Annotated in this window: 23 protein-coding genes; 9 read left to right on the top strand and 14 right to left on the bottom strand. The window is 72.7% G+C overall.

The features are described 5' to 3' along the window. Positions 1 to 100: 100 nt before the first annotated feature. Positions 101 to 1039: a LysR family transcriptional regulator gene (locus BJ961_RS25175; RefSeq protein ID WP_271415065.1), complete on the top strand. Its 939-nt coding sequence runs from the start codon at positions 101 to 103 to the stop codon at positions 1037 to 1039. On the opposite strand, the gene BJ961_RS25180 is transcribed toward BJ961_RS25175, so the two are convergent. Both BJ961_RS25180 and BJ961_RS25185 read right to left on the bottom strand, forming a co-directional pair. Next, a complete protein-coding gene (locus tag BJ961_RS25180; RefSeq protein ID WP_271415066.1) occupies positions 978 to 1571 on the bottom strand; it encodes a TetR/AcrR family transcriptional regulator in 594 nt (197 codons plus the stop codon). The two genes, BJ961_RS25175 and BJ961_RS25180, sit on opposite strands and share 62 nt — an antisense overlap. A gap of 134 nt (positions 1572 to 1705) precedes the next feature. After that, complete coding sequence (locus BJ961_RS25185; RefSeq protein WP_271415067.1) at positions 1706 to 2476, bottom strand: SDR family oxidoreductase; 771 nt, start codon at positions 2474 to 2476, stop codon at positions 1706 to 1708. Between the two features lie 192 nt (positions 2477 to 2668). On the opposite strand from BJ961_RS25185, the gene BJ961_RS25190 reads away from it, so the two are divergent. Further along, the gene (locus tag BJ961_RS25190; RefSeq protein WP_271415068.1) at positions 2669 to 3931 is read left to right on the top strand and encodes an exo-beta-N-acetylmuramidase NamZ family protein; all 1263 of its coding nucleotides are present in this window, start codon (positions 2669 to 2671) and stop codon (positions 3929 to 3931) included. A gap of 16 nt (positions 3932 to 3947) precedes the next feature. Here the strand turns inward: BJ961_RS25190 and BJ961_RS25195 are convergent, their stop codons facing one another. Next, complete coding sequence (locus BJ961_RS25195) at positions 3948 to 6755, bottom strand: penicillin acylase family protein (RefSeq protein ID WP_271415069.1); 2808 nt, start codon at positions 6753 to 6755, stop codon at positions 3948 to 3950. A gap of 222 nt (positions 6756 to 6977) precedes the next feature. Between BJ961_RS25195 and BJ961_RS25200 the strand changes: the two genes are divergently transcribed. Together BJ961_RS25200 and BJ961_RS25205 are read left to right on the top strand one after the other, a co-directional pair. Further along, a complete protein-coding gene (locus BJ961_RS25200; RefSeq protein WP_271415070.1) occupies positions 6978 to 7580 on the top strand; it encodes a hypothetical protein in 603 nt (200 codons plus the stop codon). Between the two features lie 148 nt (positions 7581 to 7728). Next, positions 7729 to 8466, top strand: a complete 738-nt coding sequence (locus BJ961_RS25205) for a 3-keto-5-aminohexanoate cleavage protein (protein ID WP_271415071.1) — start codon at positions 7729 to 7731, stop codon at positions 8464 to 8466. A 232-nt stretch (positions 8467 to 8698) separates the two neighbouring features. Here the strand turns inward: BJ961_RS25205 and soxR are convergent, their stop codons facing one another. Continuing rightward, positions 8699 to 9229 carry a redox-sensitive transcriptional activator SoxR gene (gene soxR, locus BJ961_RS25210; protein WP_271415072.1) on the bottom strand — a complete coding sequence of 177 codons (531 nt, stop codon included), beginning with the start codon at positions 9227 to 9229 and terminating at the stop codon, positions 8699 to 8701. A gap of 142 nt (positions 9230 to 9371) precedes the next feature. Between soxR and BJ961_RS25215 the strand changes: the two genes are divergently transcribed. Then, positions 9372 to 9833: a MaoC family dehydratase gene (locus BJ961_RS25215; protein WP_271415073.1), complete on the top strand. Its 462-nt coding sequence runs from the start codon at positions 9372 to 9374 to the stop codon at positions 9831 to 9833. Here BJ961_RS25215 and BJ961_RS25220 read toward each other — a convergent pair. The 3 genes from BJ961_RS25220 to BJ961_RS25230 all read right to left on the bottom strand — a co-directional run bounded on the left by BJ961_RS25220 (position 9824) and on the right by BJ961_RS25230 (position 12059). Continuing rightward, positions 9824 to 10471 (bottom strand): TetR/AcrR family transcriptional regulator, encoded by a 648-nt coding sequence (locus BJ961_RS25220; RefSeq protein ID WP_271415074.1) that lies wholly within the window; start codon positions 10469 to 10471, stop codon positions 9824 to 9826. The two genes, BJ961_RS25215 and BJ961_RS25220, sit on opposite strands and share 10 nt — an antisense overlap. Positions 10472 to 10531: 60 nt before the next feature. Further along, positions 10532 to 10846 (bottom strand): YiaA/YiaB family inner membrane protein, encoded by a 315-nt coding sequence (locus BJ961_RS25225; RefSeq protein ID WP_271415075.1) that lies wholly within the window; start codon positions 10844 to 10846, stop codon positions 10532 to 10534. A gap of 61 nt (positions 10847 to 10907) precedes the next feature. Further along, positions 10908 to 12059, bottom strand: a complete 1152-nt coding sequence (locus BJ961_RS25230; RefSeq protein WP_271415076.1) for an acyl-CoA dehydrogenase family protein — start codon at positions 12057 to 12059, stop codon at positions 10908 to 10910. Positions 12060 to 12139: 80 nt separating this feature from the next. On the opposite strand from BJ961_RS25230, the gene BJ961_RS25235 reads away from it, so the two are divergent. The 4 genes from BJ961_RS25235 (at position 12140) to BJ961_RS25250 (ending at position 14774) form a co-directional block, all read left to right on the top strand. Beyond that, complete coding sequence (locus BJ961_RS25235) at positions 12140 to 12790, top strand: TetR/AcrR family transcriptional regulator (protein ID WP_271415077.1); 651 nt, start codon at positions 12140 to 12142, stop codon at positions 12788 to 12790. Positions 12791 to 12836: 46 nt separating this feature from the next. Further along, positions 12837 to 13553: an ArsR/SmtB family transcription factor gene (locus tag BJ961_RS25240; protein ID WP_271415078.1), complete on the top strand. Its 717-nt coding sequence runs from the start codon at positions 12837 to 12839 to the stop codon at positions 13551 to 13553. 124 nt (positions 13554 to 13677) lie between these two features. Then, positions 13678 to 14520, top strand: a complete 843-nt coding sequence (locus BJ961_RS25245) for a helix-turn-helix domain-containing protein (protein ID WP_271415079.1) — start codon at positions 13678 to 13680, stop codon at positions 14518 to 14520. An 8-nt stretch (positions 14521 to 14528) separates the two neighbouring features. After that, positions 14529 to 14774, top strand: coding sequence for a DUF397 domain-containing protein (locus tag BJ961_RS25250; RefSeq protein ID WP_271415080.1), 246 nt, complete (start codon positions 14529 to 14531; stop codon positions 14772 to 14774). Positions 14775 to 14783: 9 nt separating this feature from the next. On the opposite strand, the gene BJ961_RS25255 is transcribed toward BJ961_RS25250, so the two are convergent. From BJ961_RS25255 to BJ961_RS25285, 7 genes are all read right to left on the bottom strand, one after another. Further along, positions 14784 to 15881 carry a Zn-dependent alcohol dehydrogenase gene (locus BJ961_RS25255; protein WP_271415081.1) on the bottom strand — a complete coding sequence of 366 codons (1098 nt, stop codon included), beginning with the start codon at positions 15879 to 15881 and terminating at the stop codon, positions 14784 to 14786. Between the two features lie 23 nt (positions 15882 to 15904). Beyond that, entirely contained in the window at positions 15905 to 17293 is a 1389-nt protein-coding gene (locus BJ961_RS25260) for an aldehyde dehydrogenase family protein (protein ID WP_271415082.1), read from the bottom strand. A 122-nt stretch (positions 17294 to 17415) separates the two neighbouring features. Beyond that, positions 17416 to 18753, bottom strand: coding sequence for an ABC transporter ATP-binding protein (locus BJ961_RS25265; protein WP_271415083.1), 1338 nt, complete (start codon positions 18751 to 18753; stop codon positions 17416 to 17418). Between the two features lie 176 nt (positions 18754 to 18929). Beyond that, a complete protein-coding gene (locus BJ961_RS25270) occupies positions 18930 to 19121 on the bottom strand; it encodes a hypothetical protein (protein WP_271415084.1) in 192 nt (63 codons plus the stop codon). Between the two features lie 5 nt (positions 19122 to 19126). After that, positions 19127 to 20377, bottom strand: coding sequence for an MFS transporter (locus BJ961_RS25275; RefSeq protein WP_271415085.1), 1251 nt, complete (start codon positions 20375 to 20377; stop codon positions 19127 to 19129). Positions 20378 to 20406: 29 nt separating this feature from the next. After that, entirely contained in the window at positions 20407 to 21864 is a 1458-nt protein-coding gene (locus BJ961_RS25280; protein ID WP_271415086.1) for a CitMHS family transporter, read from the bottom strand. Between the two features lie 124 nt (positions 21865 to 21988). Beyond that, positions 21989 to 24241: a molybdopterin-dependent oxidoreductase gene (locus tag BJ961_RS25285; protein WP_271415087.1), complete on the bottom strand. Its 2253-nt coding sequence runs from the start codon at positions 24239 to 24241 to the stop codon at positions 21989 to 21991. Positions 24242 to 24308: the final 67 nt, after the last annotated feature.

The raw sequence follows: 24308 nt of genomic DNA on the forward strand, positions 1-24308 counted from the left end.
GCCAGAACGGTGGTCTGCGGTTCATGCCTCCAGGCTGGCCCGCGGTCCCGCCGACGGTCCAACAGATGGTTTCGCTGCCTCCCATCTCTAGAATGGATGGATGGAGATCCGCCAGCTCCGCCACTTCATGGCCGTCGTCACCGAGGGCGGCTTCACCGCCGCCGCCCGCGCCGAACTCATCGTGCAGTCCGCGCTCAGCACGTCCGTCCGCAACCTCGAACGCGAGCTGGGCGCCGACCTGTTCGACCGCACCGGGCGCCGGGTCGTGCTCACCGAGGCGGGCCGTGCCCTGCTGCCGCGGGCCCGCGCGCTGCTGGCCGGTGCCGAGGAGGCGCGGCACACGGTGGCGGCCGTGGTGGGGCTGGCCACCGGACGGGTGGCGATCGGCACGATCCAGACACTGACCTGTGTGGATCTGCCGGCCGAACTGGCCACCTTCCACCGCCGGTTCCCGGGCGTCCAGGTGTCGGTGCGGGACGCGCCGGTCGGTGAGCTGACCGACGCGTTGCGCGCGGGGGAGCTGGATCTGGCGTATCTCGTGCCGGACGCCGGGCGGCTGCCCGAGGGGCTGACCGCCTACGCGACCTGGCAGGAGGAGCTGGTGCTGATCACGGCGCCGGGGCATCCGCTGGCCGCGGCGGGGCGGACCCTGATCAAGGATCTCGCCCAGGAGCCGTTCGTCGACTTCCGTGCGGGCACCGGGCTGGAGTCGGCGGTGCGGCGCCTGGCCGCGCACTGCGGTCTGGAGCGCCGCATCACCTGCGACGTCACCCAGATCGGGCTGCTGGTGGATCTGGTCCGCGCCGGGATCGGGGTGGCGTTCGTGCCACGGCGCATCGGTGAGCTGGCGGGGCTGCCGTGCGTGGAGATCCGGCAGCCGGAGCCGGGCCGCACGGTCGTGCTGGCCGGGCGGGGGCCGCGGCCGCGCAATCCCGCGGCGGCGGCCCTCGCCGGTCACCTCACGGGGACCGGCGACCTCATGGCCGCAGTGCCCGGAGCAGCAGGTCGGCCAGGTGGTCGGCGACCTCCTGCGGGCTGAGCGGCCCGTCCGGGCGGTACCAGGTGGACAGGTGGTGGATGGATCCGAAGTGGTAGTCCACCACGAGGTCGGCCGGGGTGTCCCGGGTGAAGACGCCGGTCCGCTGGCCCTCCTCGATCAGGGCGCGGAACCGCTCGTGGTAGCGGCGGCGCTCCGCGCGCACCTGCTTGTTCTTCTCCGGGCTGAGCTGGTGCATGGAGCGGAAGAAGATCGACGCGTCGTCGAGGTTGTCGATGGTGGTGACGACGACGTCGGCCGCCGCGTCCCGCACCCGCTTCTCCACCGGCTCGTCGGCGTCCGCGAAGGCGTCCAGGCGTTCCTGCTGGAGGCGCAGCACGCGCGCGTACACCTCGTGCAGGAGGTCGTCCTTGGAGCCGAAGTAGTGGTAGAGCGCCCCCTTGGTGACGCCTGCCGCCTCGACGATCTCCTGTACCGAGGTGCGGTCGTAGCCCTGCTCGGCGAAGAGCCGGGTGGCGGCGGCCAGGAGCCGCTGCGGCACCGGAGTGCCGTCCCCGTCCGTGGTCCTGGGCACTGCCGTCACCTGCCTTTCCGTTTCACTGTCTGTTCACTGCTGCGTGCTGGTGCGTACGGGAACGCTGTTCCCGACGGAGGATCTTCCCATTCATCGTCCTCGGCACGTCGGGCAGCCCGGCTCGGCGCCGGACGTCACCGGGCCGTCGACTCCTCCCACTGCCGCTGGAGGCGGTTCATGCCGTGCAGCCAGCGGTCGGGTCCGGCGGCCCGTGCCTGGTAGTACTCGGCCACCTCGGGGTGCGGCAGGATCAGGAAGCGGTCTTCGTCCATGCCCTCGAAGAGGGCGTCCGCTACGTCCTCGGGCTCGACCGCGGTGGGCTGGAGCACCAGCTCGCCGGCTCTGCCGCTCGCGGCGAGCATGTCGGTGCGCACGCCCTGCGGGCAGATGGCGTGCACCTTGATCCCGCGGTGGCGGTACGTCAGGGACAGCCACTCGGCGAAGGCGTAGGCGCCGTGCTTGGTGACGCTGTAGGGGGCGGCGCCGATCATGGTGAGCAGTCCGGCGGCGGAGACGGTGGAGACGAAGCGGCCGCGGCCGCGCTCCAGCCAGTCGGGGATGAGTTCGTGGGCCGCGCGGACGTGGGCCATGACGTTGACGTCCCAGGCGAGGGCCCAGACGGCCTCCTCGGCGGCCTCCGAGCCCCCGGAGCCGACGCCCGCGTTGGCGCAGTACACGTCGACCGTGCCGTCCAGCGCCTCGCGGGCCTCGCCGACGATCGCCGAGGCGTCGCCGGGGAGCGCGATGCCGCCGATCTCGTCGGCGACCACCTTCGCCCGGTCGGCGTCCAGGTCGTTGACGACGACCCGGGCGCCCCCGGCGGCGAAGCGGCGGGCCAGCGCGGCGCCGATGCCGCCTCCCGCCCCGGTGACGACGACTCCCGCATCCTGCACGGCTTCCACCATCGGTCTCCTTAGAACACGGCTGCGACGGGCGCGCGGCGGCCCCACCCCGTCCCGGGCACGCCGCAGCGCCAGACTAACCAGTCGGTATGTACGACGGAAGGGGAGAACCGCGGTCTACTCCGTTCCGCGCGGCCCAGGCCGCGGGTTAGCGTGCGTGCGCATGACACCCGCCGCGATCACGGAGGTCACCGCATGACGCTGTCCAGACGCAACCTGCTCGCCACGACGGCCGCCGTGGCGGCCGGTACCGCCGCCGCCACGGCGTCGGCGGGCCCGGCGCAGGCGGCGCCCGCGGGACACGGGGGCCGCCGGCTGCGCACCGGCTTCGAGCGCCTCGCCGACGACGGCTACGCCCTGCTCGACGGGCAGAAGGTCGGCATCGTCACCAACCCGACCGGCATCACCCGCGACGTGCGCCACCTCGTCGACGTCATGCACGCCGACGGCCGGGTGAACCTGACCGCCGTCTTCGGGCCCGAGCACGGCTTCCGGGGCACGGCGCAGGCGGGCGGCTCCGAGGGGCGCTACGACGACCCCGCGACCGGGCTGCCGGTCTACGACACGTACCTGAAGAGCGGGCAGCCGCTCGCGGACGTGTTCACGGCGTCCGGTGTGGACACCGTCGTCTTCGACATCCAGGATGTGGGCGCGCGCTTCTACACGTACATCTGGACGCTGTTCGACTGCATGGAGTCGGCCTCGCTCGCGGGCAAGCGGTTCGTGGTCCTGGACCGGCCGAACCCGGTGACCGGGCGGGCGGCCCTCGGTCCGGTCCTGCACAAGGAGTTCGCGACCTTCGTCGGGCGGCAGCCGATCGCGCAGGCGCACGGCATGACGGTCGCCGAGCTGGCGCTGCTCTTCAACCACGAGTTCCTGGCGAGGCCGGTCGCGCTGGAGACGGTGACGATGACGGGCTGGAAGCGCTCGGAGTTCTACGACGCCTCCGGGCTGCCCTGGGTACCGCCGAGCCCGAACATGCCGACGCCGGAGTGCGCGCTGGTGTACTCGGGGACCTGCCTGTTCGAGGGCACGAACCTCTCCGAGGGGCGCGGCACCACCCGTCCGTTCGAGCTGCTGGGCGCCGAGGGCATCGGCGGGGGCTGGGCCGCCGCCGCGAACGAGGCCGGGCTGCCGGGCGTGCGCTTGAGGGAGGCGTACTTCGCGCCCACCTTCTCCAAGTTCCAGGGGAGGACCGTCGGCGGTGTGCAGCTCCACGTGCACGACCGGGCCGCGTTCGACCCGGTCCGCACCGGCATCGCCCTGCTGGTGACCGCCAGGCGGACCTGGGAGGGCTTCGCCTGGCGGTCGGACAACTGGATCGACAAGCTCACCGGCTCCACGCGGGTGCGCACGATGATCGACGCGGGCGCGGACACCGACGAGGTGGTGCACGGCTGGGAGCGGGAACTGGCGGCGTTCCGCAGGACACGCCGCCAGTACCTGCTCTACAGGTGACCGTCGGGCCGGCCGGTCACCTGTGGGACGTGAACTCCACGACCTGCTGGTAGGTCGGCCGGTTCTGCCAGCTGATGCCGCCGTGCTTGATGCCGCCGAGGGTGCGGTGGATCACCGAGTCGGCGCACCACTGGTCCCCCGCCGAGCAGCTGTCGTCGCCGGGGTAGACCTGGGCGGCCGTGCGGCCCGCCGCCTCCTTGAGGGTGGTGACCAGGCTGTCCCGGCAGGCGGCGAGGTCGCCGCCGCCGCAGTACGCGCGTGCCAGCGGGCCCTTGACGGTCTCGCCGAGCACGGCCCGGACGTCCTTGTCGACATAGCTCCACCAGCCGTACTGGAAGGCACTGCCGGCGTGGGCGCCGGTCGGGCCGTGGGCGGCGGACGGGGACTCGTCGACGGGCAGGTTGCGGGTGAAGGCGGTGTACAGGTCGCTGCCGAGGCCGGGTTCGAACTCGGCCTTCACCAGCAGCGGCCACCAGGCGTCCAGGGTGCGGATCGCGTCGGCGTGGGCGTACTTCTTCGAGCCGGCCGAGGTCTCCGTGCGCAGGCCGCCCGCGGCCAGCCACGCCTTGAGCCCGTCCACGGCCGTCTTCGCGGCCGGGTCGGTCACCGGGGCGGACTCGACCACCTTCAGCAGGTCGGGGACGACGTCCTCGGCGCGCAGGTCGGCGAGGGCGGCCTCGGCCATGGCCTCGACCAGCGCGGCGCGGGTGACACCGCCGTCGGCGACCAGCTTCTTCACGCGGTCGTCGAGGAGGTTGCCGCGGTGGACGGACCCGTTGCCCCAGGAGGCGGCCGGGTAGTCCTTGGCCTGCTTGTTGTTCCAGGAGACGTAGTAGCCCTGGTCGACCGACTGCGGGTGGGCGGACGCGGCGGTGTACCGGGCCGTGTTGGCGGCCGGGTTCCAGTCCCTCCACTCGTACGTCTGCCGGGCCCAGACCGGGAACTCGGCGTCGACGCCGTTCGCGCGCACCGGGTTGTCGCCGCTGTTGTAGTAGGCGGTGTGCTCGGAGTCGGCGTAGAACCAGTTGAAGGTGTAGTTGATGTGCTGGACGGCGCCCTGGAAGCGCTCGGGACTGTTGAGGTAGTCCGGGTCGTTGAGCATCTGGAAGCCGATGATCGAGTCGGCCTCGTGCAGGTAGGAGGAGCGCAGGGTGGTGTAGGCGACCTTCTTGCCGCCGACCGTGGCGCGGGACTCGACGGGTCCGTACTTGGTGCGCCAGACGCGCATCGTGTAGGAGCCGGCGGCGGTGGAGTCGGCGACGGTCGGCTTCCAGGCGTTGTACCGCTCGACCTTCTCCATGGGCGTGCAGGTGCCGCGGTAGAGGTAGTGGTGGTCGTCCTGGCACAGCTCGACCGCGTAGGTGTCGATGATGTCCTGGCCGGAGGTGGTCGCGCTCCAGGCGTAGTCCTGGCCGCGGCCGAGTTCGACGTACATGCTCAGGCCCGCGAAGGAGGCGCCGCGGGCGCTGATGCCGGGGCCCTGGATCTCCTGGAGCATCAGCAACTGCGGGGCGAAGTAGCCGGTCTGGGGTCCGAAGACGGCGACCGGGTGGCCGCTCGCGGTGTGCTCGCCGCTGACGACGAGGGCGTTGGACATGCCGCGCCGCGCCGAGGTCACGGCCGCGTCCGCCGCCTTCGTGGAGGCGCCGGTCGCGCTCGCGGCGCCGGCGCTGCCCGTACGGTCGTACACCAGCGGCTCCGCCTCGACCGACCCGGCGTCGGGCAGGGCGCGGCCCTGCGGGTCGGCCGGGGTGGGCAGGTACGGGAAGCTGCCGTCCTGCTGGGTGAGGACGGCCTCGGGGTCGTTGCGCTGGCGGAAGGACTCCCAGACCTTCGTGCCCTCGGCGACGCCGTACTTCTCCTGGGCGGCGAGCAGGGAGAGCGCGTTGGTGACCTCGCCGCCGCCTCCGGCGCCGAAGAGGGAGCCGATGACGGAGGCCAGCGCGATCAGGTCGGCGCGCTTGAAGTGCTCGATGGTGCCGGCGTTGGTGATGGCGTCCTTGTGGCCGGTCAGGACGTACTCGCCGGGGAAGTAGCGGCCCTTGTCGGAGGCGTCGATGTAGGCGTTGACACCGGCGACGTAGGCGTCCACGTCGGCGAGGGCCAGGTCGCCGCGTTCCCCGGCCTTGGCGGCGGCGCTCTCGATCTGCGCCTCCAGGTCGGCCTCGGTGTACGGGGCGCTGCGCCAGAACTGCTGCTCCAGGCCCTGGTTGGCGGGGGCGCCGCCGGCGAAGGGCGTCAACTGGCCGCGTCCGACGTGCCGGAAGAGGTCCATCAGCCACAGCCGGTCCTGGGCCGCGGCGTAGCCCGCGCCGAACTCGGTGCCGTAGCGCGTGGTGCCGGTGATGTGCGGCACCCCGGCCTTCTTGTCGCGGACGATGGTCACGTCGTCGCGGCCCGCGGGGCGGACCGTGGAGGCGACCTGGCCGGCCGGGACGCCGAAGGAGGCGTCGTTGAAGAAATTGTTGATCTTGTCGTTGGTGAGGCTCTTGTAGCCGGTGGCGAGGTTCGCGTAGGGGCCGAGCTGGTCCTCGGCGTGCGCGGGCTGGGTGCCGAAGGCCTGGTTGAGCAGGATCTGGGCCAGGGTGGCGTTGCCGTTCTGGCCGGGCGGCAGGATGTCGGAACACTGGCCGCCGCAGTGGTCGTTGGCGGCGACTCCGGCGGCCGTGACCTCGGCGGATTCGGTCCCGGCGGCCATCGCCGGGGAAAGCGGTGACAAAACTCCGGCAATGAGGGCGCATACGGATGCGGTCTTCAGGAACCCGTGGAGACCGCGGGGAGTTCTCAGTCTGTCGAGGGCGTTGCGTGGGGTGCGCCGTGGCATGGCAGCTCCTCCCGACGGGGGTGTGGCGGGACGTTACCGCCGGTATCCCCGAGTTGGAAGATGAACATGCGTCACTTTTTTGGAGCGGGTGGATCGGCTTATGGGGGGCATCGGAAATCGGATGGAGCCGAATCGGTTGTCGATACGTCTATTCGGCGACGTCCGTACGACGACGCCGAAGTGACCCGAGTACAGGTGCAGGTGTGACGGAGGTGCAGGGCGATGGCCGGTTTCCGAAGTCTGGCGAGACAGGTCCGCGATCCACGGTGCGACCTGGCGCTGCGGCGCTATTCGCTGCGCAAGTGCCTTGAGCGTTTTGCCCCTTATGGGCACAGGGCGACCTGGGACCATCTCTGCTCCCGGGCCGGGTTCGGTCCCGAGGACCGCTCCCCCGACCCAGCGCGGCTCGTGGCCGCACTGGAGGAGCTGGAGGAGGCGCGTTCGGTGTGGCTGGCCTACGAGGTCGCCTTCGCCGAGCGGCGCAGGAAGGAGAAGCACGACGGGCTGCGCAGGCCGGGCAGCGTAGACGACTGGCACCGGCTGACCTGGGGCGGCTTCGGGGTGGCCTGGTGCGACGACCCCCGGGTCCACCCCGACGGACCGCTGGCGGAAGTGCTGCGCCGGCTGATCTCGGCGCTGGAGCGTGAACCGGGGTCCGTGTGCCCGGTGTGCGACGGGGACCGCCTCGTCTGGAAGTACGACCTGGACCACGAACCCTCGACGGGCCCCGTCTGCGCGGACTGCGGCATCCTCGTGCCGCGGCCCGTCCTCACTCCGGACGCGCGGGCGTACGCCCGGCGGGGCAGGTTGCTGATGTCGGCGTAGCCGACCGCGGGGGTGCGCTGGGACGGCGCATCCCCGGTGACCGACTCCGGTCCTCGTCCCCGGCGGCCGGCTTCGGTGGCCGCCTCCACCGGCTGATACGGAGTGGAGCGCGGCGCGGCTTGTCAGCGGCGCCCGGCACCATGGGGGGATGGTGCAGTTGTGTGTGAACGGGGCGCGGGGAGGCGCCGACGGCGCGGTGGTGCCGCTGTCGCCGGAGGCGGTCGCCGAGTCGGCGGCCGCGGCGGTCGCGGCCGGGGCCACGGACGTCCACGTGCATCCGAAGACTCCGTGCGGGCGGGACACGTTGTCCCCGCGCGTGCTCGCGGCGACGCTGGGGGCGATCAGGGCGCGGGTCCCGGCGCCGGTGCCGGTCGGGGTCACGACGGGCGCCTGGGCCGAGCCCGATCCGGCGGCCCGGGTGGCGCGGATACGGAGCTGGTCGGTGCTGCCCGACCACGCCTCGGTCAACTGGCACGAGCCGGGCGCCGAGGAGGTCGCCGCCGCGCTGATCGCACGCGGGGTCGCGGTGGAGGCGGGCATCTGGTCGGGCACGGACGGGGCGGCCCGGTTCCTGCGCTCACCGCTCGGGCCCGAGGTGCTGCGGGTGCTGGCGGAGGTCACGGACACCGACCCGGCGACGGCGCGGGACTCGGCGCACGCCCTGCTGAGCGGACTCGGCGCGGCTCACGGCCGCCCCGTCCTGCTGCACGGTGAGGACGGCGGGGCCTGGCCGGTGCTGCGCCTGGCGGGCCGGGTCGGCCTGGCGACCCGGATCGGCCTGGAGGACACCCTGTGCCTGCCGGACGGCGGCCGGGCCGCCTCCAACGCCGAACTGGTCACCGCGGGGGTGCGGGAGTGGGCCGCGGCACGCCGGGAGCACGGCTGACGGGCCGCGCCGGGTCAGACGGGGGGCGGCGGAGGGTCAGCGGGAGTCAGACGGGGGCGGCGGAGGGTCAGCGGGAGTCAGACGGGGGCAGCGGAGGGTCAGCGGGAGTCAGACGGGGGCAGCGGAGGGTCAGCGGGAGTCAGACGGGGGCAGCGGAGGGTCAGCGGGAGTCAGACGGGGGCAGCGGAGGGTCAGCGGGAGTCAGACGGGGGCAGCGGAGGGTCAGCGGGGGTCAGTCGTCGCAGCACAGGGCCTCCCGGTCGGGGGTGCCGCTCGGCCGCCTGCCGCCGCCCTTGGCCGTGGTCTCGCGGCGCTCCACGAACAGCCGGGAGCCCGTGGCGCGTTCGCCGAAGGCGTCGTCGGGGTTGGACAGGACGCAGGTCTCCAGGGACAGGCAGCCGCAGCCGATGCAGTCGGTCAGGTGGTCGCGCAACCGGTTGAGCTGCTTGATGCGCTCGTCCAGTTCCGAGCGCCAGGACGCGGAGAGCCGGGCCCAGTCGTCCTCGGTGGGCGTGCGCTCCTCCGGCAGTTCGGCGAGCGCCTGGCGGATCGTGGCGAGCGGGATGCCGACGCGCTGCGCGGCGCGGACGAAGGCGACCCGGCGCAGGGCGTCGCGGCCGAAGCGGCGCTGGTTGCCCGAGGTGCGGCGGCTGCTGATCAGGCCCTTGGACTCGTAGAAGTGCAGGGCGGAGACGGCGGCACCACTGCGCGCGGCGAGCTGGCCGACCGTGAGCTCTTGGATCTTCTCGGGAATCTGAGGCACCCCTCGAACCCTACCGACCTCGCGACCGCCCGGCCCCTCACCCGTCCGGTCCGTTGACACGGGCCCCGCGGACCACCATGCTAAGCAGTCGCTTAGTCTGCGAGAGACTTGTTGGGACCAGTACGACTTGGGAGGCCGGGACATGGCAGAGCCGAGGACCTTCGCGTCCGCCGACGAGGTGAAGGCGGCGGTGGGCGAGCAGTTGGGGTACACCGACTGGCTGGAGGTCGACCAGAAGCGGATCGACCTGTTCGCCGAGGCGACCGGCGACCACCAGTGGATCCACGTGGACCCGGAGAAGGCCGCCGCGGGACCGTTCGGCACCACCATCGCGCACGGTTATCTGACCCTGTCGCTGCTCCCGCTCTTCGGCCCGCAGCTGATCCGGGTGGAGGGCGTGCGGATGGGCGTCAACTACGGCACCAACAAGGTCCGCTTCCCCTCCCCCGTGCCGGTCGGCTCGCGGCTGCGCGCCACGGCGACGATCACGGGCGTCGAGGACGTCGCGGGCGGGATCCAGGTGAGCGTCGCCTTCACCGTGGAGCGCGAGGGCGGCGACAAGCCGGTGTGCGTCGCCGAGTCCGTCTCGCGGTACTACGTCTGAGTGGTGCCGGACCGGCCGTGCGCCCCCACCATCCGCAGGACGAGGTCGGCGTAGAGCGCGCCGACCTCGTCGGGCGTCCGGGGGCCGTTCACGTTGAACCAGCGGGCCACGTCGATGCAGAGCGACAGCACGGCGAGCGTCGTGCCCTTGACGTCCGGCACCTCGAACTCGCCCGCTTCGACGCCGTCCTCGATGATGCGGCGCACCTCGGCGTCGCACTGCCGGCGCAGCGCCACGATCTCGGCGCGGGCGTCGGGTCCGAGAGCGTCCAGTTCGTACTGCACCACGCGCGCGGTCGTCCGCCGTCCGGCGTGCCAGCGTACGAAGGAACCCACCGCGTCGGCCAGCCGCTCCGCGGCGCTTCCCTGCCCCCGGGCCGCCGTCCGCAGGATGGCGAGTGCCCGGTCGTGGCCGATGCGGCTGATGCGGTGGAGCAGCTCTTCCTTGGTCTTGTAGTGGATGTAGAGCGCTGCCGGGCTCATTCCGGCCCGGCCGGCGATGTCGCGGGTCGTGGTCGCGTGGTACCCGCGCTCGGCGAACGCCTCCACGGCGGCGACCAGGAGCCTGCGGGCCGCGTCGGGCGTGACCTCTTCCCACGGCTCGATGTCGCCGCCCGTCGTCTCGGCCGCCGTACTCATCGCTTGTTCGCCCCTCTCGGTGACAGGAGCACCACCATACCGCCGAAGGTGAGCGGGCGCTTAGGGGCGCTGGCCCGCAGGGGTGCCGCCGGGCTTGTGGAAGGGGTCGTGCTCGACGAGGATCTTGTCCAGTCTCGCCTGGTCCACCCGGCTCACGATCTGCCCGACCTCCTGGCGATCGCGGATGATCTTGGCCAGGGTGAAGGCCGAGGTGACGAGGTACAGCACGGCGATGGCGAGGAAGGCGCGCACCCAGGCGTCGGCCTGGAGCTGGTAGATGCCGATGGCGGTGGCGGCCATGGCCACCGCGAACGAGGCGACGGCCTGCCCGTAGAAGGCCGCCGTGTTCTGCTGCTTGACCGGTGTCTCACTCATGGGGACAAGCGTCGGCGGATGTGGCACCGGCCACATCCGCCGAGATACTCAGGTCGCGTACTCAGAACGCCGAAACGCCGGTCAGCGCCCGCCCGATGACCAGCTTCTGGATCTGGCTGGTGCCCTCGTAGAGGGTCATCACGCGGGCGTCGCGCAGCAGTTTGCCGGCCGGGTACTCGTCGATGTAGCCGTAGCCGCCGAAGACCTGGAGGGCGTTGTTGGCGGCGCGGACGGCGGCCTCGGAGGCGAAGAGCTTGGCCTTGGAGGACTCGACGGTGAAGGGCTGCCCGCGGTCGATGAGGTCGGCGACCCGCCAGGTCAGCAGCCGGGCCGCGTCCACGTCGAGGGCGATGTCGCTGAGCAGCTCCTGGACCAGCTGGTGGTGGGCGATGGTCTTGCCGAACTGCTCGCGCTCGCCCGCGTACGTCACCGCGGCGTCCAGCGCGGCCTGGGCTATGCCGACGCAGCCGGCCGCGACCGACATCCGCCCCTTGGCGAGGGCCGACATGGCGACCGAGAAGCCCTTGCCCTCGGGGGCCAGCATCGCGGAGGCGGGGACGCGGACGTCCTCCAGGACCAGTTCGGCGGTGGCCTGGCCGCGCAGCCCGAGCTTGCCGTGGATGGTGCGGCGGGTCAGACCGGGCGTGTCGGTGGGGACGAGGAAGGCGGAGACGCCCTTGTGGCCGGGGGCGTCCGTGGAGCGGGCGAAGAGCAGCACGACGTCGGCCCAGGTGCCGTTGGTGATGAACGTCTTGGTGCCGTTGACGACGTAGTCGTCGCCGTCCCGGACCGCGCGGGTGGACAGGTTGCCCGCGTCCGATCCCGTGCCGGGCTCGGTGAGGCCGAAGCAGCCGACGTACCCGCCGGAGGTGAGACCGGGCAGCCAGCGCCGCTTCTGCTCCTCGCTCCCCCAGGCGGCGACGGTCTTGGCGACCAGGCCGAGGGAGACGGAGACGATGCCGCGCACGGAGCTGTCGCCGCGCCCCAGCTCCTCCGTGACCAGGCAGTACGCGAGGTGGTCGCCGCCGGAGCCGCCGTACTCCTCGTCGATGGTGAGCCCGAGGAAGCCGACCTCGCCGAGCTTCTTCACGATGCCCCGGTCCACCTCCTCGGCGCGGTCCCAGTCGACGACATGGGGGGCGATCTCGCGCTCCACGAAGTCCCGGGCGAGCTGCCGTACGGCGGCCTGCTCCTCGCTGAGCTCCAGGTTCATGCCGAGTCACCCCACAGAAGACGGTCCTTGAACGTCGGACCTTTAAATTAGCACTGCTAGTTTAAAGTCTCAGCCCTACTATGTGCGCCATGGCCCGACCGCGCAAGCCCCTGCTCAGCACCGACCGGATCGTCGAGACGGCCCGCGCGCTGGTGGACGCGGAGGGCCTCGCGGCCGTCTCCACCCGCCGACTCGCCGCCGAGCTGGGGGTCAGCGGGCCCTCGCTCTACAACCACTTCCGCACCAAGGACGAGATCCTGGAGGCGGTCGCCGACTCGGTCAGCGCCCAGGTCGACCTGTCGATGTTCGAGGACGGCCGGGAGTGGCGGACCGCACTGCACGACTGGGCCGTCTCCTACCGGACGGCCCTGCGCGACCACCCCAACATCGTCCCGGTGCTGGCCCACGGCCCCGGCCGCCGCCCGGCCGCGCTGCACCTCGCGGACGCCGTCTACGGCGCGATGGTCGCGGCGGGCTGGCCCGCGGCCCAGGCCACGTCCATCGGCGCGCTGATGCGGTACTTCATCATGGGCTCGGCGCTCGGTTCCTTCGCCGGGGGCTTCGTGGACGAGCCGGGCGCCTACGACCCCGCCGACTACCCGCACCTCCAGCAGGCCCACCTCCTGGCCGAGCAGCAGGAGAAGATCGACGAGCGGGCCTTCGAGACCGGGCTGACGGCACTGCTGGACGGGCTGGCGCAGCAGTACGCGCGGGTCGCACAGGACGTCTGAGGACACTTCGGCGCCCGCCGAACGGTGCGTGGCGCATCCTGGAGGCATGACCGAGAGGGACGCCGGGGCGCCCGGCCTGGCACGGCTGGCCGCGCTGATCGCCGACGAGACGCGGGCCGCCTGTCTGCTGGCCCTGCTGGACGGGCGGGCGTGGACGGCCGGTGAGCTGGCCCGGCACGCCGGGGTGGCCGCGTCGACGCTCAGCGAGCACCTGGGCAAGCTCGTCGCGGGCGGGCTGCTCACCGAGGAGCGCCAGGGGCGGCACCGGTACGTGCGGCTCGCCGACGACCGGATCGCCCAGCTGGTGGAGGACCTGGCGGCACAGGTCGCCCCCGGGGCCGCCGCCCGGCGTCCGCGCACCCTGCGGGCGTCGAGCGCCGGGTCCGCGATGGCCCGGGGCCGCACCTGCTACGACCATCTCGCCGGGCGGCTCGGCATCGCGGTCACCGACGCGCTGACCGGGCGGGGTCTGCTGCGCCAGGACACGGGCTTCGCGCTCACGGACGCGGGGCTCGGCTGGTTCGCCACCGCCGGGATCCCGTTGCGGCCCACCGGCCGCCGTCCGCTGGCCCGCGCCTGCCTCGACTGGACGGAACGCCGCCCCCATCTCGCGGGCGTCGCGGGCGCCGCCCTGTGCCGGCACGCCCTGGACGCGGGCTGGTGCGTGCGCATCGGCTCGGAGCGGGCGGTGAAGGTGACGCCGTCGGGCGAGCGGGCGCTGTCCGAGCTGCTGGGCGTCGACGCGGCGGCGCTGCGCGCCTGAGTGCCCCACCACTCCTACGCGCACCCGGCGTACGGTTTCACGCAGTGGACAGTAGAGGTAACCGTCCGTGACCCTTGCCCAGTTGGCGCGGTTGTGGTGGGCACGGGTGGACGGAGGGCCTCACATGGCGGACGGTACGGGCGGGGCGGGTGCCCCGGGCTGCGGCGGCGGCGAACCGGAGGTGTCGGACAGCCTGCGGACGTTCGGCGAGGTCGTCAAGGCGTTCAGGAAGCGGGCGCGTCTGACGCAGGAGCAGTTCGCTCCGCGGGTGCGGTACTCGGTTCCGACCGTGGCCTCCATCGAGCAGGGTCGGCGCTTCCCCACGCACGAGTTCGTGGAGCGGGCGGAGGAGGTGCTGGACGCGTTCGGGGCGCTGCGGGGCGCGGCGCGGCATCTGTCGCGGCAGCCCGGGCTGGCCAGTTGGTTCCGGCAGTGGGCGCGGCTGGAGGAGACGGCGGTGAGTCTCCACACGTACGAGTGCCGCCTGATCCCGGGCCTGTTGCAGACGGAGGCGTATGCGCGCACGCTGTTCGTGAACCAACTGCCGCCGCTGGGTGACGAACAGGTCGAAGCCCAGTGGGTGGCTCGCGCGGAGCGGCAACGGCTGTTGCGGGAGCGGCCCAACACGGCGTTCAGCTTCATCCTGGAGGAACAGTTGTTCCGGCGGCGGACGGGCGGGGCGGAAGTGACCCGTGGGCTGATCGACCATGTGCTGGAGCTGGCGGAGCTGCGGAACGTGGAGATGCAGGTGATGCCGCAAGTCCGTGAGCGCCATGCTGGGTTGGACGGTCCCATCCAGCTGATGGAGACCCCGGAGAACCGGTGGCTGGCCTACTGCGAAGGTCAGGAGAGCGGCCAGTTCATTCACGAACGGAAGATCGTCAGCACACTTCAGATGCGGTATGCCAGGATGCGCTCGCAGGCCCTGTCTCTGGAAGAATCGCTGAACCTGTTGCAGCGCATGTGAGGAGCAGAATGAGCGCCACAGAACTGGCTTGGTTCAAGAGCACTTACAGCAGCGGATCCGGAGACGACTGCGTCGAGGTCGCCCTGTCCTGGCACAAGTCCAGCTACAGCAGCGGCGGTTCCGGCGACTGCGTCGAGGTCGCGGCGTGCCCGGACACCGTCCATGTCCGGGACTCGAAGGTGCGCCAGGGCCCGCGACTGGCGCTTTCCTCCGAGGCTTGGGTCGGTTTCCTGGCGTACGCGGCCGAATCCTGACCCCTGCCGTCAGAACACCACCAGCGCCCGCCCGCCCTTGCCCGCCAGCATGTTGTCGAAGGCGGCCGGGATGCCGTCCAGGGCGATGCGCTCCGTGACCAGGGCGCCGAGGTCGAGGCGGCCGGCGCGGGCGTGTGCGGCGAGGACCGGGAGGTCGCGGGCGGGGTCGGCGTTGCCGTAGACGCAGCCGGTCAGGGTGCGGCCCCAGTGGAAGATCTCCAGGGCGTTGAAGGTGACCTGCTGGTCCTTGCCGCCGATGCCGACGACCGTGGTGCGGCCACCGCGCCGGGTGGATTCCCAGGCGGTGCGGATGGTGACCGCGCGGCCGACGCACTCGACGGCGACGTCGACGCCCTGCTTGCCGGTGAGGGCGCGGACCTCGCGGGCGGTGGTGTCGGAGGCGAGGACGTAGTCGGTGGCGCCCGCGGCGCGGGCCAACTCCTCCTTCTCGGGGGACACGTCGACCGCGACGATCTTCGACGCGCCCGCGATCCGGGCCGCCTGGAGGGTGGCGAGGCCCACTCCCCCGACGCCGAAGACCGCGACCGTCTCCCCCTCGCGGACCTTGGCCGAGTGGTGGACGGCGCCGTAGCCGGTGAGGACGGCGCAGCCGAGGAGCGCGGCCTCGGTGAGGGGGATGCCCTCGGGGGCGGGCAGGACGCAGGCCGCGGACACCACCGTCTCCTCGGCGAACGCGGCGACGTTCAGGCCGGGGTGCAGGTCGGTGCCGTCGTCGGCGCGGCGGGCGTGCAGGTTCGCGGCACCGGCCAGGGCGTTCGCGCACAGCCAGACCTCGCCGAGCGAGCAGGCGTGGCAGGCGCCGCAGGACGGAGCCCAGTTGAGGACGACCTCGTCGCCGGGCGCGACGTGGGAGACGCCCTCGCCGACGGAGACGACGGTGCCGGCGCCCTCGTGGCCGAGGACGGCGGGCAGCGGCACGCGCATGGTGCCGTTGGACAGGGACAGGTCGGAGTGGCAGACCCCGGCGGCGGCGAGCCTCACCCGGACCTGCCCCGGGCCGGGCTCGGGCAGCTCGATCCCGGTGACCTCCAGCGGGGCGCCTACGGCGGGTACGACGGCGGCACGGACTGCGGTACGGACGGCCATGGCGTGGACGACTCCCCTACGGGCTAGAACTGGAGGGACTTGGTCTGGAGGTACTCGGTGAGGCCGTGGGCGCCCAGTTCGCGGCCCACGCCGGACTGCTTGTAGCCGCCGAAGGGCGCCAGCGGGTTGAAACGGCCGCCGTTGATGTCGACCTGCCCGGTGTCCATCCGGCGGGCGAAGGCGACCGCCTCGGCCTCCTCCCCGGCCCAGACGGCGCCCGCGAGGCCGTAGACCGTGCCGTTGGCGATGCGCAGGGCGTCGTCCTCGTCCTCGTAGCGCAGGAGGGACAGGACCGGTCCGAAGATCTCCTCCTGGGCGACGGTCATCTCCTCGGTCACGTCGGCGAGGACCGTCGGGCTGACGAAGTACCCCTGCTCGCGCGGCGCTTCGGGGCCGCCCGCGACCAGGCGGGCGCCCTCGGCGACGCCCGTCTCGATGTAACCGCGCACCCGCTCCCGCTGCTTGGCGTTGACGACGGGGCCGATGCGGTCGCCGTACTTCGCGGCGGCCTCGGCGGCGAGGGACACGGCCTCGTCGTACTGGTCGCGGTGGACCAGCATGCGGGTCCAGGCGCTGCACGTCTGACCGGAGTTGGACATGACGTTGGCGACCCCGACGTTGACCGCCTTGGCGAGGTCGGCGCCGGGGAGGATGACGTTGGCGGACTTGCCGCCGAGTTCGAGGGCGACCCTCTTGACGGCCGCGCCCGCGGTGGCGCCGATGCGGCGGCCCACGGCGGTGGAGCCGGTGAAGGAGACCAGGTCGACGCCGGGGTGTTCGGCCAGCGCCTGGCCGGCGACCGGGCCGAGGCCGGTGACGAGGTTGAAGACACCGGCCGGGACCCCGGCCTCGTCCACCGCCTCGGCGAAGAGCTGCGCGACGAGGGGGGTGTCCTCGGCGGGCTTGAGGACGATCGTGCAGCCGGCCGCGAGCGCCGGGGCGACCTTGGCGACGATCTGGTGGAGCGGGTAGTTCCAGGGGGTGATGGCGCCGACCACACCGACGGGCTCGTGGTGGACGACGGAGTTGCCGACCTTCTCCTCGAAGGCGTACGTCGCCGCCAGCTCGGCGTAGGAACCGGCGACGGCGATGGGGGCTCCGGCGTGCACGGCCTGGGAAAACTTCAGCGGGGAGCCCAGTTCTGCGGTGACCGTCTCGGCGATCTCGTCCTTGCGGGCCACCAGCACGTCCCGCAGGGCGGCCAGCCGGGCGGCGCGCTCGGCGGGCGGGGTGGCGGCCCACCCCGGCAGGGCGGCGCGGGCGGCCCGTACGGCGGTGTCGACGTCCAGGGCGTTCCCGGCGGGGACGTGGCCGATCACCCGCTCGTCGGCCGGGTTCACGACGTCGATCGTGTCCCGGCCGTCGGCGGGGCGCCAGGCTCCGTCGATGTACATGCCGTCGTGTGCCTTCATCGCGTTCCCTCCGGGCGGGCCTCGTCGTCCGACCCCAAACTAGCGCCGATAGTTTTACGGCACCAGGGGCTCCCCCGATGGTGGCGCGGGTCACCCTCCCGGCGTGCGGGATCGGGGCGGGATCACTCGTCCAGGTCGGGCAGTCGCGCCGGGGCGGGGCAGATCCGGTCGCCGTGCTGGTCGAAGACGAACAGGCGGGCGAGGTCGACGAGGAGGGGCACCTGCATGCCGTGGCGGAGGTCCATGTCGGGGGTGGTCCGGACGATCAGGTCGCCGGGGAGGCGTCCGTCGGGGGCGGCGACCGCGGGCGGCGGCTCGGGGGGTTCGTCCAGGACGACCACCGGTCCGGCGCGCAGGGCGCCCGCCCGCTCCCGCAACCGCTCCAGGACCGTGCCGTCGCGGCGACGGCGCCGTTCCGGGCGGACGGCGGGGCGCGGCGCCTCCAGGTCGGGCACGACGGCCGGCCGCGAACCGGTGTTGAAGTGCACGAGGACCTCGTGGCCCTGGAACTCGACGTGCTCCACGAGGCCGGTGAGCAGCACCTCGCCGGGGCGGGCGGACGACGGGTCGGCGATCCGCACGGCCTCCGAGCGCAGGCCCACGATCACCTCGCGGCCCTGCTGCACGCGGAGCAACTGGTGGTCCAGGGAGAGCGGTTCGGGCAGGCGCAGGAACTGCTTGCCCAGGCTGATGGTCATCGCCCCGTCCAGGGGGGCGCGCACGAGGCCGCGCAGCAGGTTGATGCGCGGGGTGCCGATGAAGGCGGCGACGAACACGTTGCGGGGCAGGGCGTACACGGCGCGCGGGGTGTCCACCTGCTGGAGGATCCCGCCGCGCAGGACGGCGACCCGGTCGCCCAGCGACATGGCCTCGGACTGGTCGTGGGTGACGTAGATCGTGGTGACGCCCAGCTCCCGGGTCAGCCTGGTGATCTCGGCGCGCAGGTGGTTGCGGAGCTTGGCGTCGAGGTTGGACAGCGGCTCGTCCATCAGGAAGGCGGTGGGGTGGCGGGAGATGGCCCGGCCCATGGCGACCCGCTGGCGTTCGCCGCCGGAGAGCTGGGCGGGCAGGCGGTCGAGGAGGTCCTCGATGCCGAGCATGCGGGCGGTGGCGTCCACGCGGGGGGCGGGGTCGGTCTGGGGGTCCTCGACGCGCAGCGGGAAGCCGATGTTCCCGCGGGTCGTCATGTTGGGGTAGAGGGCGAAGTTCTGGAAGACCATCGCCATGCGCCGCTCGGCCGGGAGCAGGTCGTTGGCGTACGCGCCGTCCAGCGTCAGCGCTCCGTCGCTGATCTCCTCCAGCCCGGCGATCATGCGCAGCACGGTCGACTTGCCGCAGCCGGAGGGGCCGAGCAGGACGAGGAACTCGCCCGGCGCGATGTCCAGCGACAGCCGGTCCACCACGCGGACGCCTCGCGTGTAGGTCTTGCTCACGTCGTGCAGGGAGATGGCGCGTGTCATGGAGGTGCCCCCGGGGGCTCACTGAGCGTTGGTGCTCCGCGGTCGGACGCCCTCGTGCGGGTCGTACGGGGCGTGTGAGTCACGGAAGTTAACGGACCGTGCCCGGCCGGGGGAAGACGCTGGACCACAACTCGGCGCGATGTCCATCTGGTGAGAAAGCGGACGTCCGCATTCCCTCAGTCGTCCCCGCCGGAACGGCGGTTCCGGTTCCCGCCGGAACGGCCGGACGCGCGCACCAGTTCGCCCGCCAGCAGGGTCGCCCTCGACACGCCGCGGGTCCAGCGCGGGCCGCCGCGGGCCGCCCACACGACGCAGGCGCAGCCGCCGAGGACGAGGACCAGGACGGCTGACAGAAGGATCAGGATCATGTTCGTCACTTCGCTTCCCGACACGGCCGGCTGTCGTCGGCCCGGTCCGGGACATCCTGCCCGACCGCCCCGCGCCGGGGGCCGGGCGGACCCGCCGAAGGGGAGCGCAGGGCGACGCCCGAGGAGAGCAGGAGCAGCGCGCCGAGCATCACGAAGGGCGCGGCGACGCCCGCGACGCCGGCGATCAGGCCCGCGGCGGCGGGTGCGGCGACCTGGCCGAGGCGGTTGCCGGTCAGGCGCAGGGCGAGGGCCGTGGAGCGCGCCGCGTCGGGTGCCGCCTGGACGACGGTCGTCATGGACAGCGGCTGGCCGACGCCCAGGCAGAAGCCGAGGACGACCAGCATCAGGGCGAGCACCCACACCGGCACCGGCAGCGCGACCCCGGCGCACAGCAGGGCGGCCATCAGGCACGTGACCGTGAGCAGCACCGTGCGGCCGAGCAGCCGCAGCAGGGGCGTCAGCACGAGCCGGCAGGCGATCGTGGCGGCGGCCCGCAGGCTGAGCAGTACGCCGATGACGGCCGGGGAGATGCCCCGGTGCTCACCGACCACCGGCAGGTAGGCGGTGAGGATGTCGGTGGCGGAGAGCACGGAGAGGCTGATCAGGATGCCCGCGGGAACGCCCCGGGCGCGCAGGATGCTGCCCACGGGGACGCGCGCGCCCCGTGCCGCACGGGACGTGGCGGCCCCCGGGTGCTCGATGCGCCACAGGGACGTGAAGGCGACCGCCGCGCCCGCGCCCGCCACCACGAGGGCCAGCGCGCTGCTGCCGGCCATGTCGGGGCCGCCGATGAGCGCGCCCGCGGCGATCGGGCCGATCAGTTGGCCGAGCGAGGCGCCGATGGTGAAGTGGCCGAAGTTGCGGTCCTGTTCGTGCGGCGCGGACTGGCGGGCGACCAGTGACTGGGCGCCGATGACGAAGCAGAGGTGTCCGAGCCCCATGACTCCGCTCCACAGGGCCATCGACCACAGGGACCCGGCCACGCCGCTCAGCGCGCAGCCCCCGGCGATGAGCACCACGCCGACGGGCAGCAGCGGCGCGCAGCGCCCGTGGTCGGTGCGGCGGCCCAGCGGGACGGCCGCGAACAGCGGCAGCAGCGCGTACACACCGGCGATGACACCGATCGCCCGCTCGTCGGCGCCCAGCGCGAGGGCCCGGTAGGAGACGGCGGGCCGCGCCATCGACACCGCCCCCTGCGCGAAGCCGAAGGCGATGACGAGGCGGAGCAGCCAGCCGCGGTTGCCACCGGGCACCATGAGCGCGTCCCTTTCTGATGATCCGACGGTCAGATGATGCCGAACAGGATGCCCGCCGCGAGGATCACCAGGCTCGTCAGGACCGCCCACTTGACGACGAACCGCGTGTGGTCGCCGAACTCGACCTTGGCCATGCCGACCAGGACGTACACGGCGGGGACGAGCGGGCTGGACATGTGCAGCGGCTGGCCGACGATCGAGGCGCGGGCGATCTCCAGCGACGACACGCCGTGCGCCTGGCCGGCCTCGGCGAGCACCGGCAGGACGCCGAAGTAGAAGCCGTCGTTGGACATGAAGTAGGTGAGCGGCAGGCTCAGCAGGCCGGTGACCAGGCCCATCTGCGGGCCCATGCCGTCGGGGATGGTGTCCACGAGCCAGTTGGCCATGTGGTCGACCATGCCGGTGCCGGTGAGGACGCCGGTGAAGACGGCGGCGGCGAAGACCATGCCGGAGACGTTGAGGACGTTGTCGGCGTGGGCCGCGATGCGGGCCTTCTGGTCCGGGATGTGCGGGAAGTTCACCGTGAGGGCGAGCGCGGCGCCGATCAGGAAGAGCACCGGGATCGGCAGCAGTTCCATGATCATGGCGGTGAGCAGCGCCACCGTGAGCAGTGCGTTGAACCAGTACAGCTTGGGACGCAGGGTGGGCCGGTTCGGGTCGAGGCCCTTGAAGTCGTCCTCGCTCTCCTCGTCCCGGCCGTCGGAACCCGCCGGGTCGCCGGCGCCGCCGAAGCCGCCCGAGCCCGCGCCGCCCGAGGCCGGTCCACCGTGGGCGGCACCGGTTCCGGCACCGCCCGCCCGGGCGCCCGTGCCCGCGCCGACCAGCACCGTCTCGGTCTCCGGCTCCGGCTGGGGCGCCCCGTCCAAGGACAGCGTGCCGACGCGCCTGCGCTCGCGCAGACCCAGCACGTACGCCAGGACGACGACCGCGACGAGACCGACGGCCAGGGCCGGGATCATGGGGACGAAGATGTCGGTGGCGTCGACCTTCAGCGCGGTGGCGGCACGGGCGGTGGGGCCGCCCCAGGGCAGCGTGTTCATCACGCCGTTGGCCATGGCGGCGACGCCGGTCATGACGACCAGGCTCATCTTCAGCCGCTTGTACAGCGGATACATCGCCGAGACCGTGATCATGAAGGTGGTGGAGCCGTCGCCGTCCAGCGAGACGATCGCGGCGAGCAGCGCGGTGCCGACGACGATGCGCATCGGGTCGGCCTTGCAGAACCTCAGGATGGCCCGGACGATCGGGTCGAAGAGCCCGACGTCGATCATCACCCCGAAGTAGACGATCGCGAACATGAGCATCGCCGCGGTGGGGGCGAGACTGGACACGCCGTCGATGACGTAGTCGCCCAGATGGGCGCCCTTGCCGACGATCACGCAGAACAGCGCGGGAATCAGCACGAGCGCCGCGATCGGCGACATCTTCTTCATCATGATCAGGACCAGGAAGGTCGCGATCATGGCGAAGCCGAGGATGGTCAGCATGAGTGAGTACCTAACGTTCGCCCTTGAACATTCCCACCGGGGCAGGCGGTGCGAGCGACGTTAGGTGCCGTCAAGCCGCGTTAACAAGACGTTGACATGCGAGCAATAAGCGCAAAACTCCAGGTCACAGCTTTGCGTCGATCGGCGCGGGCGTCGGGGTCAGCTCGACGGGAACGCCGTTGAGGACGGCGTTGCCGGAGAGCGGGTCGAGCGCGCTGCCGTCGAGGAGCTGGTTGACGTTGACGCCTGGATCGGTCGCGGCGTGCGTCTGGCGGGTGCCGGCCCGGTCGTGGCCCCAGCCGTGCGGGAGGCTGACCACGCCGGGCCGGACCGCGTCGGTGACCTCGGCGGGGACGGTGACCGCTCCCCCGGCGCCCTTCACCCGCACGGGCTGCCCGTCGCGCACGCCCAGCCGTTCGGCGTCGCCGGGGTTCAGGTGGAGGGTGCAGCGGTTGGAACCGCCGGTGAGGGCGGGGATGTTGTGCATCCAGCTGTTGTTGGAGCGCAGGTGGCGGCGCCCGACGAGGACGAGCCCGGCGGGGCGTGCGTCCAGGGCCCGCCGCAGACGCGGCAGGTCGGCGGCGATCGGTCCCGGCAGCAGCTCCACCTTGCCGCTGCGGGTCTTGAGCGGTTGCGGCAGGCGCGGGCGCAGCGGGCCGAGGTCGATGCCGTGCGGGTGGGCGAGGAGCCGCTGGAGGGTCAGCCCATCCGGTCGGGCGCCGAAGCCGTCGCCGTAGGGGCCGAGGCGCAGCATCAGGTCGAGGCGCCGCTCGGGGCCGTTCTCGCCGGTGAGCAGGGCGGCCAGTGCGCGGGGGTCGCGGCCGTGCACGGGTGAGTGCGGCTCCCGTACGGCCTTGGCGAGCGTCTGCTCGATCACCGTGGCGTCGACGGCGGCGGGGTCGGCGCCGTGCATGCCGGTGACGGCCAGGGTCAGCCGGGCGAGGATCTCCGTCTCGGCCATCCTGCCGGGCTCCAGCGGGACCGCGGGGCGGGTGTAGCGGACCTGGTTGCGCACGGCGAGGGTGTTGAGGGCGAAGTCGTGGTGCGGGCTCTGGGCCGGCGGGGGCGGCGGCAGGACGACGTGTGCGTGGCGCGAGGTCTCGCCCAGGTAGGGGTCGACGCTCACCATGAAGTCGAGCGAGCCGAGCGCCTTGTCGAGCCGGTCGCCGTCGGGCGCGGACAGCACGGGGTTGGCGGCGATGGTGAGCAGCGCGCGGACGGGCTCGCCCGCGCCGGTGGCGGTGTCGATCTCCTCGGCGAGGGCGGACAGCGGCAGTTCGCCCTTCGCCTCGGGGTGCCGGCCCACCCGGGAGTGCCAGCGGCCGAGCGCGAACCCGCGGCCGGGTCCGGCGGGGCGCGGGGTGCGGTCGGTGGCGGCCTGCGGGAAGAGGGCGCCGCCGGGCCGGTCGAGGTTGCCGGTGAGGATGTTGAGGACGTCCACGAGCCAGCTGGCGAGGGTGCCGTGCGGGACGGTGCAGCTGCCGATGCGGCCGTAGACGGCGGCGGTGGGGGCGGCGGCGAGTTCGCGGGCGAGGGCGCGCGTCACGTCCGCGTCCACGTCGCAGGCGGCGGCGACGGACTCGGGGGTGAAGTCGCGTACGGCGTCGCGGACTTCGGCGACGCCCTCGACGTGCGGGGCGAGTGCGCCGAGGTCGGCCAGGTCCTCCTCGTACAGCACGTGGACCATCGCGGCCAGCAGCAGCGCGTCGGCGCCGGGGCGGATCGCCACGTGCCGGTCGGCGAGCTTCGCGGTGCGGGTTCGGCGCGGGTCGACGACGGTGAGGGTGCCGCCGCGGGCCTTCAGCGCCCTGAGCCGGCCCGCGAAGTCGGGGGCGGTGCACAGGCTGCCGTTGGACTCCAGCGGGTTGGCTCCGATGAGCAGGAGGTGGTCGGTGCGGTCGAGGTCGGGCACCGGGATGGCGTTCGCGTCGCCGAAGAGGAGCCCGCTGGAGACGTGCTTGGGCATCTGGTCGAGCGTGGACGCGGTGAAGAGGCTCCGGCTGCCGAGGGCGCCGAGCAGGACGTTCGGGTAGAGGGCACCGGCCACGGTGTGGACGTTGGGGTTGCCGAGGACGACGCCGACGGAGTGCGGCCCGTACCGCTCGACGACCGGCCGGACACCGGCGGCGACCGCGTCGAAGGCTTCCTCCCAGGTGGCCTCGCGCAGCGTGCCGCCCCTGCGCACCAGCGGCGTGCGCAGCCGGTCGGGGTCGGAGTCGACGGCCCCGAAGGAGGCGCCCTTGGGGCAGATGAAACCCCGGCTGAAGACGTCGTCGCGGTCGCCCCGGGCGGCGGTGACCGAGGTGCCGTCGACGGTGAGGGTCAGGCCGCAGGTGGCCTCGCACAGGGGGCAGATACGCAGGGCGGTGCGGGGCACGGGTCCTCCCGGGGGGCGGCGGTGACGCTCGTCCCGGGTGAGCATACCGACCGGTATGCATGGTGGG

The organism is Streptomyces lienomycini (assembly GCF_027947595.1).
In the GTDB taxonomy this organism is placed as follows: Bacteria; Actinomycetota; Actinomycetes; order Streptomycetales; family Streptomycetaceae; genus Streptomyces; species Streptomyces lienomycini.

Coding starts and splice junctions, on each gene's coding strand:
- BJ961_RS25175 (WP_271415065.1), top strand. CDS start 101: ATGGAGATCCGCCAGCTCCGCCACTTCATGGCCGTCGTCACCGAGGGC.
- BJ961_RS25260 (WP_271415082.1), bottom strand. CDS start 17,293: ATGAAGGCACACGACGGCATGTACATCGACGGAGCCTGGCGCCCCGCC.
- BJ961_RS25215 (WP_271415073.1), top strand. CDS start 9,372: ATGGCAGAGCCGAGGACCTTCGCGTCCGCCGACGAGGTGAAGGCGGCG.
- BJ961_RS25230 (WP_271415076.1), bottom strand. CDS start 12,059: ATGAACCTGGAGCTCAGCGAGGAGCAGGCCGCCGTACGGCAGCTCGCC.
- BJ961_RS25240 (WP_271415078.1), top strand. CDS start 12,837: ATGACCGAGAGGGACGCCGGGGCGCCCGGCCTGGCACGGCTGGCCGCG.
- BJ961_RS25205 (WP_271415071.1), top strand. CDS start 7,729: ATGGTGCAGTTGTGTGTGAACGGGGCGCGGGGAGGCGCCGACGGCGCG.
- BJ961_RS25185 (WP_271415067.1), bottom strand. CDS start 2,476: ATGGTGGAAGCCGTGCAGGATGCGGGAGTCGTCGTCACCGGGGCGGGA.
- BJ961_RS25195 (WP_271415069.1), bottom strand. CDS start 6,755: ATGCCACGGCGCACCCCACGCAACGCCCTCGACAGACTGAGAACTCCC.
- BJ961_RS25270 (WP_271415084.1), bottom strand. CDS start 19,121: ATGATCCTGATCCTTCTGTCAGCCGTCCTGGTCCTCGTCCTCGGCGGC.
- BJ961_RS25280 (WP_271415086.1), bottom strand. CDS start 21,864: ATGCTGACCATCCTCGGCTTCGCCATGATCGCGACCTTCCTGGTCCTG.
- BJ961_RS25235 (WP_271415077.1), top strand. CDS start 12,140: ATGTGCGCCATGGCCCGACCGCGCAAGCCCCTGCTCAGCACCGACCGG.
- BJ961_RS25225 (WP_271415075.1), bottom strand. CDS start 10,846: ATGAGTGAGACACCGGTCAAGCAGCAGAACACGGCGGCCTTCTACGGG.
- BJ961_RS25220 (WP_271415074.1), bottom strand. CDS start 10,471: ATGAGTACGGCGGCCGAGACGACGGGCGGCGACATCGAGCCGTGGGAA.
- BJ961_RS25275 (WP_271415085.1), bottom strand. CDS start 20,377: ATGGTGCCCGGTGGCAACCGCGGCTGGCTGCTCCGCCTCGTCATCGCC.
- BJ961_RS25200 (WP_271415070.1), top strand. CDS start 6,978: ATGGCCGGTTTCCGAAGTCTGGCGAGACAGGTCCGCGATCCACGGTGC.
- BJ961_RS25255 (WP_271415081.1), bottom strand. CDS start 15,881: ATGGCCGTCCGTACCGCAGTCCGTGCCGCCGTCGTACCCGCCGTAGGC.
- BJ961_RS25245 (WP_271415079.1), top strand. CDS start 13,678: ATGGCGGACGGTACGGGCGGGGCGGGTGCCCCGGGCTGCGGCGGCGGC.
- BJ961_RS25265 (WP_271415083.1), bottom strand. CDS start 18,753: ATGACACGCGCCATCTCCCTGCACGACGTGAGCAAGACCTACACGCGA.
- BJ961_RS25190 (WP_271415068.1), top strand. CDS start 2,669: ATGACGCTGTCCAGACGCAACCTGCTCGCCACGACGGCCGCCGTGGCG.
- BJ961_RS25250 (WP_271415080.1), top strand. CDS start 14,529: ATGAGCGCCACAGAACTGGCTTGGTTCAAGAGCACTTACAGCAGCGGA.